This is a genomic window from Kribbella sp. CA-247076, from assembly GCF_050942445.1.
Classification (GTDB): Bacteria; Actinomycetota; Actinomycetes; order Propionibacteriales; family Kribbellaceae; genus Kribbella.
Genome location: NZ_CP192051.1, coordinates 1,361,457 through 1,374,512, shown reverse-complemented (window position 1 = coordinate 1,374,512; position 13,056 = coordinate 1,361,457). Strand labels below are relative to the sequence as shown.

The window sequence follows — 13,056 nt, the reverse complement described above, 5'->3', positions numbered from 1 at the left end:
ATCAACTGTAGAGGCCAGGCTGGGTACGCACGGTCTCCAGCCGGGCGAGTTGGTCCGTGGTCAGGCTCAGCTCGGCCGCGGCGACGTTCTCGGCCAGGTGCGCCGCGGAGCTCGTGCCCGGGATGGGCACGACGACCGGCGACCGGTGCAGCAACCACGCGAGCGAGACCTGAGCCGCGGTGGCGCCGGCATCGGCCGCGATGGCGGTCAGCGCTCGTGACCAGGCGTGTTCGCCGAGCGCGATCGGGATCCAGGGGATGAAGGCGATCCCCTCGGCCGTGCAGTAGTTCAGCACGGCCTCGTGCTCGCGATCGGTCAGGTTGTAGCGGTTCTGCACGCTGACGACGTCGACGTACTGCCTCGCTTCGGTCAGTTGGGCGACGGTCACCTCGGACAGGCCGACGTGCCGCACCTTGCCTTCGTCGACCAGCTGCGCCAGCGCACCGAGCTGGTCGGCGAACGGGACCGCCGGGTCGACCCGGTGCAGCTGCAGCAGGTCGATCCGCTCGACCCGCAGCCGCCGGAGACTCAGCTCGGCCGCCTGCCGGAGGTACTCCGGGCGCCCCAACGGGATCCACTCCCGCGGTGACGGCCGGGTGTGCCCGATCTTGGTCGCGATCACCACGTCGCCGTACGGATGGAGAGCCTCGGCGAGTAGCTCCTCGTTGGCCCCGATGCCGTACGCGTCCGCGGTGTCGATGAAGTCGACCCCGAGCTCGACCGCCTGCCGGGCCACCCGGATCGCGTCCGAGCGGTCCGCCACCGGCCGGTAGCCGGTCAGCCGCATCGCGCCGAAGCCCAGCCGATGAATGTCCAGTCCGCCGATCTTGAGTCGCGTCGTCATGCCCTCACCCTGAGACCGCCGGAGCCCGGACTGAACTGATTTAGGCTGGACTGAATGCTCACGATCACGTTCACCGTGCCGGACCTGGCGCGGACCCGGATCGCGGTCTCTCCGTTGTGGGAGGTGGTCGCGAGCATCCGGCTACTCAGGAACCGGCGGCCGCACCGGTTCCACGACCGCTGGGCACGCTCGGCGACCGAGCGGATCGCGGGCGTCGACCTGCGGTTGCTCTTCGACCTCGTCGATCCCGGTGTCTGGTACACCCCGGACTTCCTCACCCCGCCGCCGCACAGCCCGTTCCCGGACCTGACCGCGGATCTCGGCGTACTGCGGCGCGTCCCGCCCGACCAGGTCCGCGCCGATCTCGACGTCCTCGCCTACGCCCGAACCCACCCGTTGGGATCGTTGTCGGAGGCAAGTATTCCGGCCGGGGGCGGTCGCCCGTCGGGGGCTGCTGCCGAGCTGTACGACGATCCGGCAGCGGGGATCGCGGTCCTGGCGGAGCAGGTACGGACCTACTGGGAGTTGGCGATCGCGCCGCACTGGGGGCGGATCCGGGCGTTGCTGGAGGACGATCTGCGCTACCGCGGCCGGCAGCTCGGCCTGGCGGGGCCGGCCGGGCTGTTCGACGACCTGGCCGCGACCGTGAAGTGGCGGGACGACTCGTTGCACATCAGGCACCGGCGCTTCCACGGCCAACGGCGGCTGGCCGGGGAGGGACTGCTCCTGGTGCCGTCCGCGTTCGTCTGGCCGACGGTCTACTCGAGCACGATCCCGCCGTGGCAGCCGACTCTCACGTATCCCGCGCGCGGAGTCGCGACACTCTGGGACGACTCCACCCGGCCGACGCCGGCCGGGGTGGCCGCCGTCCTCGGCCGGTCGCGGGCCGAGGTGCTCAACCAGCTCAGTCGGCCGCGATCGACGACCGAGCTGGCGGCCCGCACCGGACTGACGCCCGGCGGTGTGTCCCAGCACCTGAGCGCACTGCGCTCCGCGGGCCTGGTCACCTCACACCGCTCGGGCCGTCTCGTTCTTTACGCCCGGACCGCCTTGGCCGAAGCCCTCCTGCAGATCAGTTGATGAGGCCGCCCCTCTCACCACCTCTTAGTTGATCAGTCCTTCGACGATGGTTTTCATGCGGTCCACCGGGATCGCAAACCCGATGCCGATGTTGCCTGAGCGGGACGTGCTGCCGAGAGTGGCGATGGCGGTGTTGACGCCGACCACCTGGCCGGCCGCGTTCACCAGCGGACCGCCCGAGTTGCCCGGGTTGATGGCGGCGTCGGTCTGGATCGCCGACTGCCGGTTCCCGCTGTCACCGAACCGCGCCTGCCGGTCGACCGCGCTGACGATCCCCGCGGTCACCGTCCCTTCCAGGCCGAGCGGTGAACCGACGGCCAGCACCGGGTCGCCGACCCGGAGCTGTGCGGACCGGCCGAGCGTGAGCGCGCGCAGGCCCTCGGCGTCGGCGGCCGAGACCTGGAGTACGGCGAGGTCGTTGTCCTCGTCCGCGCCGATGATCTCGGCGTCGACCCGGCGGCCGTTCGACAGCACCAGCGACACATCGCTCGCTCCTTCCACCACGTGGGCGTTGGTGACCACGTGTCCCTGCTGGTCGATCGCGAACCCGGACCCGGTCGCCCGGCCGGCTCGCACCGACACCACACCGGGCAGCACACTCGCGGCGGCCGCTGTGATCGAACCCTGCGCGGCCGCGGGCGGCGCGGCCGCCTGAGGCAGTTCGACCGCGGCGGTCTCGGGATCACGTGATCCGGTCACCGCACCGGCGAGCCCGCCGGCCACGATCGACAACGCGACGCTGGCGACCAGTATCCGGCCGCGACGGGACGGCGTACGCGGAGGTTGGACCGTCACCCCGGCCTGAGGTGCCGCGGCCGGAGAGGGGGGAGCCGACCCAGCGGAGGCCGGGGTGACGGAGAACGGGTACTGCGGTTCCGGCGCGGGCAGCGGCCCGGCCGGCGGTGGTCCGGGCGCGTAGTGCGGCCCGCGGAACGGGTGACCGAGATGAGGGCTCATCGGAGGCTCCTTCACTGCTCAGGGCAGGCGGGAGAACCACAGCAGCGAGGCCAGCGCGGCCAGCAGGGCCGCGACCAGGGCGATACCCGCCACCAGGTTGGTGATCTCGCGTGGTTCGGTGGTCCAGCCGATCGACGACTGGAGGTCGGAGTAGACGTCGCGCAGCTGCTCGTCGCTCTCGGCGGCGTAGAACTCGCCGCTGGTCGCGTCGGCCAGGCCCTGCAACGCCTCGGTGTCCGCGGGGACCGGGATGTCCCGGCCTTCGATGTTCACCGTGCCGTCGGGGGTGCCGTAGGCGATCGTCGAGACCGGTACGCCGGCCTCGGTGGCGGCCTCGGCGGCCTCCTCGATCGGGCTGCCGGACGTGTTCCCGCCGTCGGACAGCAGGACGATCCGGCTCGGCGGCGGATCGTCGGGGTCGATCGTCCGGACCGCCTGCAGGCTGGTCAGGACGGCCTCGCCGATCGCCGTACTGTCGGTCAGCTCGAGGCTGTTGATCGCGTCCACGGTGGCCTGGTGGTTGGTGCTCGGCGGCGCGACCACGGTCGCGGTCCGGGCGAACGAGACCAGGCCGACGTTGAACTTGTCCGGCAGTTCCTGGACGAACTCGACCGCGGCCTGCTGGGCCACCTCGAAGCGGTTCGGCGCGACGTCGGTGGCGGCCATCGAGTTGGACACGTCCATCGCGACCACGATGGTGGCGCGTTCCCGCGGCACCCGGACGTCGGCGACCGGTCGGGCGATCGCGATGGTCAGCACGGTCAGTGCGGCCAGGAACGCCACCGCCGGCGCGTGCCGGCGCCAGCCGGGCCGGGTCGGCGCGACCTTCTCCAGCATCGGCAAGGTCGCGAACCGGACGGCGTACTTGCTGCGGCGGCGCTGGGCGACCAGGTAGGCGGCGATCAGCGCCGCCACCAGCACCAGCAGCCAGAGCCACAGGGGTTGCTCGAATCTCATCGGATACCGGTCCTTCCCATCGGGTTCCGGCGGACGCTCGCGCGCCGGCGCGCGGTCGCGAACGCGGCCACGTCGCGGACCCAGTCGGTGTCGGTCCGCAGCACGAGGTGCGCCGCGCCGGCGGCCCGGAGGTCACGGGTCGTCTGTTCACGTTTGGCTGTCATCGCGTCGGCGTACCGCCGGCGCAGCGTGCGGCTGGCGGTCTGCACCTCGCGCCGCCGGCCGGTCTCCGGGTCGACGAGCGTGAGCAGGCCGACCTCGGGGAGCTCGAGCTCGCGCGGGTCGAGCACCTCGACCGCGATCACCTCGTGCCGGGCGGCCAGCCGGCGGAGCGGATCCGCCCAGGTCTCGTCGTGGAAGTCCGAGACGACCACGCGCAGCCCGGGCCGCGGGTGCTCCCGGTTGAACCGGGTGATCGCCTGGCCGAGCTGGACCGCCGGGTGCTCACCAGGCGTTGCCCTAGGCAACGACAAGAGCGTCCGGAGGGTACGGCGGAGCGCGGCGGCCCCGCCGACGTCGGGGATCCGGGACAGGTGGTCCCCGACGGCGATCCGGACGCCGAGCCGGTTACCGGGCCGGTCGGCCAGCAGGCCGACCGCGCCGACGACGGCGACGGCCAGGTCCCGCTTCTCGCTGAGCGCCGTACCGAAGTCCATGCTGGCGGACGCGTCGAGCAGCGCCCAGGTCTCCAGCTCGCGCTCGGCCAGCGGCGCCCGGACGTGCGGCTCGAGCGAGCGGGCAGTCACGTTCCAGTCCATCCGGCGGACGTCGTCCTGGCCGGCCTGGTACGGCCGGGCCTCGTTCGGCTCGCTGCCCGGGCCGCTGCGCAGACCGGTGATCTCGCCGTGCAGGAAGCCTTCCAGCTTCCGCTTGACCGAGAGCTCCAGCGTCCGCAGCGCCCGTTCCCGCCCTCGGATCAGGTCCGGACCCGGCGCCGCATCCGGGCTCGTCCGCCGGTCCGGGGTCGGCTCGGTCATGCCGCCGACCCCTGGGAGTCGTCGGCCGGGACCACGTGCGGTTGCTCGATCGTGTGCAGGATGCGCGAGATCACGCTCCGCGGGTCGACCCCGTCGGCGAGCGCGTCGAAGGTGAGGACCAGCCGGTGCGCCATCACGTCGAGGGCGACGTCGTACACGTCGGCCGGCAGGACGTAGTCCCGGCCACGCAGCAACGCCAGCGCCCGCCCGGCCGCGACCAGGCCCAGCGTGGCGCGCGGGCTCGTGCCGAACTCCAGCACGCCTTGCAGGTCGTTGATCCCGTACTGCTGCGGCACCCGGGTCGCGTGCACGAGACGTACGACGTACTCCGCCACCGCGTTGTGGACGAACACGTCGTCCGTTGCCTCCTGCAACTGAGCGACCTGCTCCGGCGAGAGTACGGCGTTCGCGTGCGGCCGGTGGGCACTCATCCGCTGCAGGATGGTGAGCTCCTCGATCGGGCTCGGGTAGTCGACCGTGATCTTCAGCAGGAACCGGTCCCGCTGGGCCTCGGGCAGCGCGTACACGCCGTCGGACTCGATCGGGTTCTGGGTCGCCAGCACCAGGAACGGCTCCGGCAGGCGGTAGCTCGTGCCGCCGATGCTGACCTGATGCTCGGCCATTGCCTCGAGCAACGCCGACTGCACCTTGGCGGGCGCGCGGTTGATCTCGTCCGCCAGCACGAGGTTGGCGAACACCGGGCCGAGCTCGGTGTCGAACCCCTCCGCCGACGGCCGCCAGATCCGCGTGCCCATGATGTCGCCCGGCACCAGGTCCGGGGTGAACTGCAGTCGCGAGAACCGCCCGCCGATCACCTCGGCCAGCGTGCGCACGGCCAGCGTCTTCGCAACACCCGGGACGCCTTCCAGCAGGCAGTGCCCGCGGGCCAGCAGGCCGACCATCATCCGCTCCACCAGGTGGTCCTGTCCGACCACCACGCGCTTCACCTCGAACAACGCATGCTCGAGCAAAGCCGCCGGCACCCCGGCCTCAGTACGCCTCTCCACACCTACCTCCACGTCATTCCTCCATCCACGCCTCGGCTCACGTCCCGTTTCTCCACCGGGCCGGCCGCCGGCCGGCCCCGGGCCGGGGTTCGCGACCCCGGCCGGGTCCGGGTTCGTCATGCGTTCTCGGCCGCGTCCGGCTGGGCCTGCTCGGGCTGCGACGGCTGCGACGGCTGCGCCTCGCCCTGTCCCTGGCCCTCGCCCTGGCCGGAGCCGTTCTTCTCCGGGCAGTCCCGGCCGTCGCGGCCGGCGGTGCCCTCGCTCGGCGTCCCCGGCGACGGGGTGGTCGCGCCGTCCTCGACGGTCACGTACCCCTGCTCGGGTGCCGGGTCGCTCGTGGTGGCGTAGGCGATCCCGCCGACCCCGAGCGCGGCCACCGCGACCGCCGTACCGAGAATGAGCCGCTTCCCTGGGATGTTCATCAAAGCTCCTTCGCGTCGATTGGCTCCCAGATCATCAGGAAGGCGCGAAAACGACCGGAAAGCGGAGCGAAAGTCCGCCGAAAGAGCAGGACGGCCGACCCTGCGCAGGCCGCTACCTTGGTGTCGTGCGACTACTGGTGGTGGAGGACGAGGAAGGCCTGGTCAGCGCGCTGCGCTCCGGACTCGGCCGGGCCGGGTACGCCGTGGACACGGCGACGACCGGTGCCGAGGCGATGGAGAAGCTCGCGACCACGGCGTACGACCTGGCGATCCTGGACATCACCCTGCCGGACACCAGCGGCCTCGACCTGTGCCGCGCCGTACGCCGGGGTGAGATCGAGGTGGCGTCCGGCCGCGAGCTGCGGGTGCTGATGCTGACCGCGCGCGCCTCCCTGGCGGACCGGGTCCGCGGGCTCGACGAGGGCGCGGACGACTACCTGACCAAGCCGTTCGCGCTGGTCGAGCTGCTCGCCCGGATCCGCGCCCTGCTGCGCCGCGACGTCACCAACGGCAGCACCCAGCTGCACGTCGGCGACCTCGTGCTGGACTCGTCCCGCCACCTCGCCACCCGGGCCGGCCGCGAGCTTCCACTGACGTTGAAGGAGTTCGGCGTACTGCGGTATCTGATGTCGCGGCCCGGTCACGTCGTCTCGGCCGAGGAGCTGCTCGAGCACGTGTGGGACGAGAACGCCGACCCGTTCACCCAGAGCGTCCGGGTGACGGTCGGGACGCTGCGCCGCAAGCTCACGTCGGACGGCGAGGAGCCCGTCCTGGAGACCGTCATCGGCCGCGGTTACCGGCTCAGAGGTGACACATGAAGCTCAGACGACCGCCGTGGACGCAGACGATCCGGTTCCGGCTCACGGTGACGTACTCCGCGGTGCTGATCGCGCTGTCGGCGTTGCTGCTCGGCGGCGTGTATCTCGCGCTGTCACAGATCCTGGATCCGAAGCCGCTGAACCAGATCGAGGTCCAGAAGTACTACCGGGACCACCAGGGCGAGTTGCACCTGAAGCCCGGTCAGGTGATTCAGGCCGCCGAGATCTCCAGCCTGCAGTCCGCAGTCAACTACCAGACCCTGCAGAGCCTGCGGAACTACTCCGCCGCGGGCATGGCCGGCCTGTTCCTGGTCAGTCTCGGCACCGGGTGGTGGCTGTCGGGTCGCGCGCTCCGGCCGGTACGGCGGATCACCGCGACGGCGCAGGAGATCTCGGCCACCGACCTGTCCCGGCGGATCGCGCTGGACGGCCCGCAGGATGAGCTGCGGAACCTGGCCGACACGGTCGACGACATGCTCGGCCGGCTCGAGTCGGCGTTCGTCGCCCAACGGCAGCTGGTGGACGACGCGTCCCATGAGCTGCGCAATCCGCTCGCGGTCATCCAGGCGAACGTGGACGCCGTCCTCGCGCACGACGACACCCCACCGGAGGACAGGGCGCAGGCGACCGCGATCGTCAGCCGGGCGATCCAGCGGATGACGCGCCTGGTCGAGGACCTGCTGGCCTCGGCGCGGCGGTCGTCACCGGCGTTCGTCGACGCGGACGTGGACCTGGCCGCGATCGCGGGCGAGGCCGCCGAGGAGTACGAGCTGCTCGCGGCGGATCGCGAGCTGCACGTCGTACGACGGTTGTCGCCCGGACCGACCGCGGCCGGTGACGCGTCGGCGCTGCGGCGGGCAGTCGACAACCTGCTCTCCAACGCCGTCCGGCTGGCACGTGGTGGGAGCGAGCTCGTGCTGGCTGTGGGCAGCCGCAACGGCTGGGCGTGGATCGCCGTCCGCGACGAGGGCCCCGGGATCTCGCCCGACGACACCGACCGCGTCTTCGACCGGTTCTTCCGCTCCGGCCAGCGTCAGCCGCCCGCCGCCGTTCCGTCGACCGGCCAACGCCGCGCCGGCCTCGGTCTGGCCATCGTCCGCCAGATCGCCGAGTCCCACGGCGGCACCGTCTCTCTCCACTCCGAGCTCGGCGTCGGCAGCACCTTCGTCCTCTGGCTCCCCGAACGCTCCCTCACCAACACCACCCGCCGATCCCCCACCCCACCCCCCGAAGACCCCCTCGGCCCCCGCCACTAGTCAGCGGTTGTAGGGCCGGGAGAGGACGGGGTGGGTGTTTTCGAGGACGTGGGCGTAGAGGGTGCGGACTCGGGCGGCTTCGGGTTCGGTCATCGCCGAGGGCTCGGGTTTGCCGGTGGGGACGGGCCAGGTGGGTGGTGTGTCGGCGCCGGAGAGGGCCCAGGCGGCTTGGCGGGCGGCGCCGAGGGCGACGTACTCCGCGGGTTCGGGGAGGACGACCTCCGCGCCGAGGAGGGCCGGGGCGAGGGCCTGTACGGCGCGGGAGCGGGCGGCGCCGCCGAGCAGGAGCACGCGGTTGACCGGGATGCCTTGGTCGCGGAGCGCGTCGACCGCGTCGGCCAGACCACACAGCAGACCCTCGACCGCGGCCCGCGCCATCGTCGCGGGCTGCATCGTCGCGCGGGTGAGGCCGTAGAGCAGACCGGTGGAGTGCGGGAGGTCCGGGGTGCGCTCACCGTCGAGGTACGGCAGCAGGACGAGACCGTTCGAGCCGGTCGACGTCAGCGCGGCCTCGTTGAACGCCTCGAGATCGAGGCCGAGCAGGTCAGCGGTCGCGGACAGCACCCGGGCCGCGTTCAGTGTGCAGACCAGCGGGAGGTAGTCGCCGGTCGCGGAGGCGAAGCCAGCCACGAGCCCGCTCGGGTCCGAGGTAGGCGCGGCCGACCGCGCGAACGCCGTACCACTCGTGCCCAGGGAGACGGCGACATCACCCGGCTGGAGGTCCAACCCCAGCGCGGCTGCCATGTTGTCGCCAGTGCCCGCCGCGAGCGCAGCACCCGCCGCGGTCTGCCCGACGATCTCCGCCGGCCCCGCCACCCGCGGCAGCTCCAGCGATCGCCCGAAGGCCCGCTCCACCAACTCGGGCCGGTAGCTGTTCGAGGTCGGCGACCACCAGCCGGTGCCGGACGCGTCACCACGGTCGGTGGTGATCCCGGAGATGCCGGACCGGTCCGCGGCGAGGCGGTGCGTCATCCAGTCGTGCGGCAGTACGACGGCGGCCGCACGCTCGGCCGCCTCGCGCCGCGCCGCGTCGGCCGGAGCACTCCCGTCGGCGTCCCGGATCCACCGCAGCTTGGTGACGGTGAACGAAGGCACCGGCACCGAGCCGACCGCGTCGGCCCAGGCACCCGGGCCGCCGAGCTCGGAGACCAGCTCGACGGTCGCATCGGCCGAGGAGGTGTCGTTCCACAGCACGGCCGGGTGGACGACCTCACCAGAGTCGTCCAGCAGGACCATCCCGTGCTGCTGACCGCCGATCGCGATCGCCTCGACCCCGTCGAGCAGCCCGTCGGACGCGATCTCCCAGGCCTTCCACCACTCGGCCGGATCCACCTGCGTCCCGTCCGGATGCGGTGCCCGCCCCTCCCGCAGTACCTCACCGGTCTCGGCATCGCACACGACCACCTTGGTCGCCTGCGTGGAACAGTCCACCCCGGCGACCAGCCTCTGCTCAGTCATGGCTCCCAGACTAGAGCGCTTCCAGAGTGGCGCGGGCGCCGATCTCGTGGAGCGAATTCAGGGCAGCCTTGTACTGCGTGACGAAGCGCTCGTCGGACGACAGGTCACCGAAGAGGTCGGGGTCGGAGATGAAGACCAGCGGGTCCTCACGGTTGTGCTGGGCTCGCTCGACCAGCTTGTCGCGCAACCGGTCGACAACCTCGATCGGCTGACCCTGCTCGTCGACGGCCTCGGCGTACCGGGCCCAGGACGCGACCACCAGCACCGACCGGCCGATCTCCCGCCCGGCCGCCAACTGCTCGCGCACCACCGGCAGCAACCACTTCGGGATCCGGTCGGAACTCTCCGCACACAGTCGCGCCAGCGTGTCCCGAACCTCCGGGTTGGCGAACCGCTCGATCAACTGGTGCTTGTACCGATCGAGGTCGACCCCGGGCACCGGCGGCAACGTCGGCGTCCCTTCGTTGTCCATGTAGCCGAGCAGGAAGTCCACGAACAGCTTGTCCTGGCAGACCTCGTGCGCGTACCGGTAGCCGGCCAGATAGCCGAGGTAGCACAGCGCCTGGTGACTCGCGTTCAGCAGGCGCAGCTTCATCAGCTCGTACGGCTCCACGTCCTCGACGAGCTGTACGCCGACGTCCTCGTACGGCGGCCGGTCGTCGCCGAAGTCGTCCTCGAGCACCCACTGGGTGAAGGGCTCACACACCACCGGCCAGCCGTCCTCGACCCCGAACCGCTCGGCCAGCGCCTCCCGGTCGGCGTCCGCGGTCACCGGGGTGATCCGGTCGACCATGCAGTTCGGGAAGCGGACCTCGGCCTCGATCCAGTCCGCCAGCTCTGCGTCCTTCAACCGGGCGAACGACGTCAGCATCTTCTTCGCCACGTGCCCGTTCCCCGGGATGTTGTCGCACGACAGCACCGTGAACGGCGCCATCCCCGCCGCCCGCCGCCGCGCGAGCGCCTCGACGACGAACCCGAACGCACTGCCCGGCACCGCACCCGGCCGCAGGTCGGCCGCCAGCCCGGGATCGGAGGCGTCGAGCTCACCGGTCACCTGGTTGACGTGGTACCCGCCCTCGGTGATCGTCAGCGAGACGATCCGGGTCGCCGGGTCAACCATCCGGTCCAGCACGGCCGACGGGTCGTCCGGCGCGAACAGGTAGTCGACGATCGACCCGATCACGCGTGGCTCGAGCGTGCCGTCCGGGTACTTCAGCACGAGCGTGTAGAGGCAGTCCTGGGCGTGCAGTACGTCGTACATCCGGCGGTCCTGCGGGAGGACGCCGACGCCGACGATGCCCCAGTCGAGCGCCTTCCCGTCGTTCATCAACCCGTCGAGGTACATCGCCTGGTGGGCCCGGTGGAAGCCGCCGACCCCGAAGTGCACGATGCCCGGGCGGACCGCCGTACGGTCGTACGACGGCCTCCCGACCTCGTTGCCCAGGGCATCCAGAGCGTCGGCTGTCAGTGCGGTCACTTGACCGCCCCCAGGGACAGACCCTGGACGAGCTTGTCCTGGGCGGCGAACCCGGCGATCAGCACCGGCAGCGACACCACGATCGACGCGGCACAGACTTTGGCGAGGAACAATCCTTGGCTGGTCACGAACCCAGTCAAGAACACCGGCGCCGTCTGCGCCACCGTGCCGGTCAGCACCCGGGCGAACAGCAGCTCGTTCCAGCTGAAGATGAAGCAGATCAGCGCCGCCGACGCGATCCCGGGCGTGACCACCGGCGCGACCACCGACCGCAACGTGCGGGCCAGGTTGGCGCCGTCGACCGAGGCCGCCTCGAGGATCTCCACCGGCACCTCGGACAGGAAGCTGCGCAGCATCCAGACCGCGATCGGCAGGTTCATCGAGGTGTACAGGATGATCAGCAGCCAGATGTTGTCCAGGAACCCGACCGACTGCGCGAACAGGTAGATCGGCAGCAGGCCGGCCACCACCGGCAGCATCTTGGTGGAGAGGAAGAAGAACAGCACGTCGGTCCACTTGCGCACCGGCCGGATCGACAGCGCGTACGCCGCCGGGAACGCCAGCAGGATCACCAGCACGGTGGACAGGATGCTCGCGGTCAGCGAGTTCGCGATCGACGGCCACGGGCCGGTATCGAAGAACGACCGGTAGCCGTCCAGGGTCAGCGGCGCCGCGACGTCCGGCGGGTTCTTCGCCGCGTCCTCCTCGGAGTGGAACGACGTCAGCAGCATCCACAGCACCGGCAGCACGAACAGGATCCCGACGATCCAGGCGAGCCCGGTCAGCGCGAACCCACCACCCCGGCGCTTCCGCCCCGTCACCATAGCCACCTGGCCGGTCATCGTCCGGTCTCCTCTCGGAACAGCGTGGACACCGACCGGAGCGCGAGGGTCGCGATCACGATCGTGCCGATGACCACGATCACGCCGGCCGCGGACGCCCGGCCGTAGTCGTGGGCGGTGTAGAAGGTCTGGTAGATCGTGTACGGCAGGTTCGCCGTACCGAGGCCGCCGGACGTGATCGTGAAGACCGCGTCGAAGTTCTGTACGACGTAGATCGAGCCGAGCAGCGCGGACAGCTCCAGGTACTGCCGCAGGTGCGGCAGCGTCATGTAGCGGAAGATCTCCCACTGGTTCGCGCCGTCGATCCCGGCTGCCTCGATCACGTCCAGCGGACGGCTCTGCAGGCCCGCCAGCAGGATCAGCATCATGAACGGCGTCCACTGCCAGACCAGCGCGAAGATGATCGACCACAACGGCTGGTTGCTGATCCAGTCCGGCTGTGGTGCGTTCTCGCCGAACAGCCACGTCAGCACGCCGTTGAAGAGGCCGTACGTCGGGTTGTAGAGCGCGTGCTTCCACAGCAGGGCCGCGGCCACCGGGACGACCAGGAACGGCGTGATCATCATCGTCCGGACGACGCCGCGACCACGGAACTTCCGGTCCAGCAGCAGCGCGATCATCAGCCCGAGCACCAGGCTGATCAGTACGACGCCCGCGGTCAGCAGGATCGTCACCCAGATCGCGTTGCGCGTGTTCGCGTCCGTCAGCACCCGGCGGAAGTTGTCCACCCCGGCGAAGCCGCGTTCGTCCGGATAGTAGGCGTTCCAGTCCATGAAGGACACGATGATCGTGACCAGGAACGGCAGCTGGGTCACGATGATCATGAACACCAGCGCGGGCAGCAGCGGCGCACGCCGGGCCCAGTCGCCGGCCTTGCGCATCATCGTGCCCTCGGCTCCCGGTGGCGACGCGGCGTGCCGGCGCCCCGGCCGGCGGGTCTCGGTATCCACAGACATGACCG

The 13,056-nt window shown here is 71.0% G+C and carries 13 protein-coding genes; 3 read left to right on the top strand and 10 right to left on the bottom strand.

All coding sequences use genetic code 11. The annotated features are described in order from the left end of the window. Position 1: 1 nt before the first annotated feature. The gene (locus ACQPYZ_RS06555) at positions 2-844 is read right to left on the bottom strand and encodes an aldo/keto reductase (protein ID WP_433166286.1); all 843 of its coding nucleotides are present in this window, start codon (positions 842-844) and stop codon (positions 2-4) included. Positions 845-898: 54 nt separating this feature from the next. Between ACQPYZ_RS06555 and ACQPYZ_RS06550 the strand changes: the two genes are divergently transcribed. Beyond that, positions 899-1,924, top strand: a complete 1,026-nt coding sequence (locus ACQPYZ_RS06550; protein ID WP_433166284.1) for a DUF5937 family protein — start codon at positions 899-901, stop codon at positions 1,922-1,924. 24 nt (positions 1,925-1,948) lie between these two features. Here the strand turns inward: ACQPYZ_RS06550 and ACQPYZ_RS06545 are convergent, their stop codons facing one another. The 5 genes from ACQPYZ_RS06545 to ACQPYZ_RS06525 all read right to left on the bottom strand — a co-directional run bounded on the left by ACQPYZ_RS06545 (position 1,949) and on the right by ACQPYZ_RS06525 (position 6,244). Continuing rightward, the gene (locus ACQPYZ_RS06545) at positions 1,949-2,881 is read right to left on the bottom strand and encodes a S1C family serine protease (RefSeq protein WP_433166283.1); all 933 of its coding nucleotides are present in this window, start codon (positions 2,879-2,881) and stop codon (positions 1,949-1,951) included. Between the two features lie 18 nt (positions 2,882-2,899). After that, a complete protein-coding gene (locus ACQPYZ_RS06540; RefSeq protein ID WP_433166282.1) occupies positions 2,900-3,838 on the bottom strand; it encodes a VWA domain-containing protein in 939 nt (312 codons plus the stop codon). Further along, complete coding sequence (locus tag ACQPYZ_RS06535) at positions 3,835-4,815, bottom strand: DUF58 domain-containing protein (RefSeq protein WP_433166280.1); 981 nt, start codon at positions 4,813-4,815, stop codon at positions 3,835-3,837. Before ACQPYZ_RS06535 ends, ACQPYZ_RS06540 begins: the two co-directional genes overlap by 4 nt. Then, positions 4,812-5,822, bottom strand: a complete 1,011-nt coding sequence (locus tag ACQPYZ_RS06530) for an AAA family ATPase (RefSeq protein WP_433166278.1) — start codon at positions 5,820-5,822, stop codon at positions 4,812-4,814. The genes ACQPYZ_RS06535 and ACQPYZ_RS06530 overlap by 4 nt, the downstream gene beginning before the upstream one ends. Positions 5,823-5,938: 116 nt before the next feature. After that, positions 5,939-6,244 (bottom strand): hypothetical protein, encoded by a 306-nt coding sequence (locus tag ACQPYZ_RS06525; protein ID WP_433166277.1) that lies wholly within the window; start codon positions 6,242-6,244, stop codon positions 5,939-5,941. A 125-nt stretch (positions 6,245-6,369) separates the two neighbouring features. On the opposite strand from ACQPYZ_RS06525, the gene ACQPYZ_RS06520 reads away from it, so the two are divergent. Together ACQPYZ_RS06520 and ACQPYZ_RS06515 are read left to right on the top strand one after the other, a co-directional pair. Then, on the top strand, positions 6,370-7,062 hold the full coding sequence (locus tag ACQPYZ_RS06520) for a response regulator transcription factor (RefSeq protein ID WP_433166275.1): 693 nt from the start codon (positions 6,370-6,372) through the stop codon (positions 7,060-7,062). Next, the gene (locus tag ACQPYZ_RS06515) at positions 7,059-8,318 is read left to right on the top strand and encodes a sensor histidine kinase (protein WP_433166273.1); all 1,260 of its coding nucleotides are present in this window, start codon (positions 7,059-7,061) and stop codon (positions 8,316-8,318) included. Before ACQPYZ_RS06520 ends, ACQPYZ_RS06515 begins: the two co-directional genes overlap by 4 nt. Here ACQPYZ_RS06515 and ACQPYZ_RS06510 read toward each other — a convergent pair whose 3' ends face one another. Genes ACQPYZ_RS06510 through ACQPYZ_RS06495 form a run of 4 tightly spaced genes read right to left on the bottom strand, consistent with a single transcriptional unit; the run spans position 8,319 to position 13,051 of the window. Then, the gene (locus tag ACQPYZ_RS06510; protein ID WP_433166271.1) at positions 8,319-9,776 is read right to left on the bottom strand and encodes an FGGY family carbohydrate kinase; all 1,458 of its coding nucleotides are present in this window, start codon (positions 9,774-9,776) and stop codon (positions 8,319-8,321) included. A gap of 10 nt (positions 9,777-9,786) precedes the next feature. Continuing rightward, positions 9,787-11,253: a mannitol dehydrogenase family protein gene (locus ACQPYZ_RS06505; protein WP_433166270.1), complete on the bottom strand. Its 1,467-nt coding sequence runs from the start codon at positions 11,251-11,253 to the stop codon at positions 9,787-9,789. Beyond that, entirely contained in the window at positions 11,250-12,095 is an 846-nt protein-coding gene (locus ACQPYZ_RS06500; protein WP_433166268.1) for a carbohydrate ABC transporter permease, read from the bottom strand. The genes ACQPYZ_RS06505 and ACQPYZ_RS06500 overlap by 4 nt, the downstream gene beginning before the upstream one ends. Beyond that, complete coding sequence (locus tag ACQPYZ_RS06495) at positions 12,092-13,051, bottom strand: carbohydrate ABC transporter permease (protein ID WP_433166266.1); 960 nt, start codon at positions 13,049-13,051, stop codon at positions 12,092-12,094. Before ACQPYZ_RS06495 ends, ACQPYZ_RS06500 begins: the two co-directional genes overlap by 4 nt. Positions 13,052-13,056 lie beyond the last annotated feature (5 nt).

Bases quoted from the DNA above. Each gene is read 5' to 3' on its own strand.
- ACQPYZ_RS06500 (WP_433166268.1), bottom strand. From the start codon at position 12,095: ATGACCGGCCAGGTGGCTATGGTGACGGGGCGGAAGCGCCGGGGTGGT.
- ACQPYZ_RS06495 (WP_433166266.1), bottom strand. From the start codon at position 13,051: ATGTCTGTGGATACCGAGACCCGCCGGCCGGGGCGCCGGCACGCCGCG.
- ACQPYZ_RS06555 (WP_433166286.1), bottom strand. From the start codon at position 844: ATGACGACGCGACTCAAGATCGGCGGACTGGACATTCATCGGCTGGGC.
- ACQPYZ_RS06515 (WP_433166273.1), top strand. From the start codon at position 7,059: ATGAAGCTCAGACGACCGCCGTGGACGCAGACGATCCGGTTCCGGCTC.
- ACQPYZ_RS06535 (WP_433166280.1), bottom strand. From the start codon at position 4,815: ATGACCGAGCCGACCCCGGACCGGCGGACGAGCCCGGATGCGGCGCCG.
- ACQPYZ_RS06540 (WP_433166282.1), bottom strand. From the start codon at position 3,838: ATGAGATTCGAGCAACCCCTGTGGCTCTGGCTGCTGGTGCTGGTGGCG.
- ACQPYZ_RS06545 (WP_433166283.1), bottom strand. From the start codon at position 2,881: ATGAGCCCTCATCTCGGTCACCCGTTCCGCGGGCCGCACTACGCGCCC.
- ACQPYZ_RS06510 (WP_433166271.1), bottom strand. From the start codon at position 9,776: ATGACTGAGCAGAGGCTGGTCGCCGGGGTGGACTGTTCCACGCAGGCG.
- ACQPYZ_RS06525 (WP_433166277.1), bottom strand. From the start codon at position 6,244: ATGAACATCCCAGGGAAGCGGCTCATTCTCGGTACGGCGGTCGCGGTG.
- ACQPYZ_RS06550 (WP_433166284.1), top strand. From the start codon at position 899: ATGCTCACGATCACGTTCACCGTGCCGGACCTGGCGCGGACCCGGATC.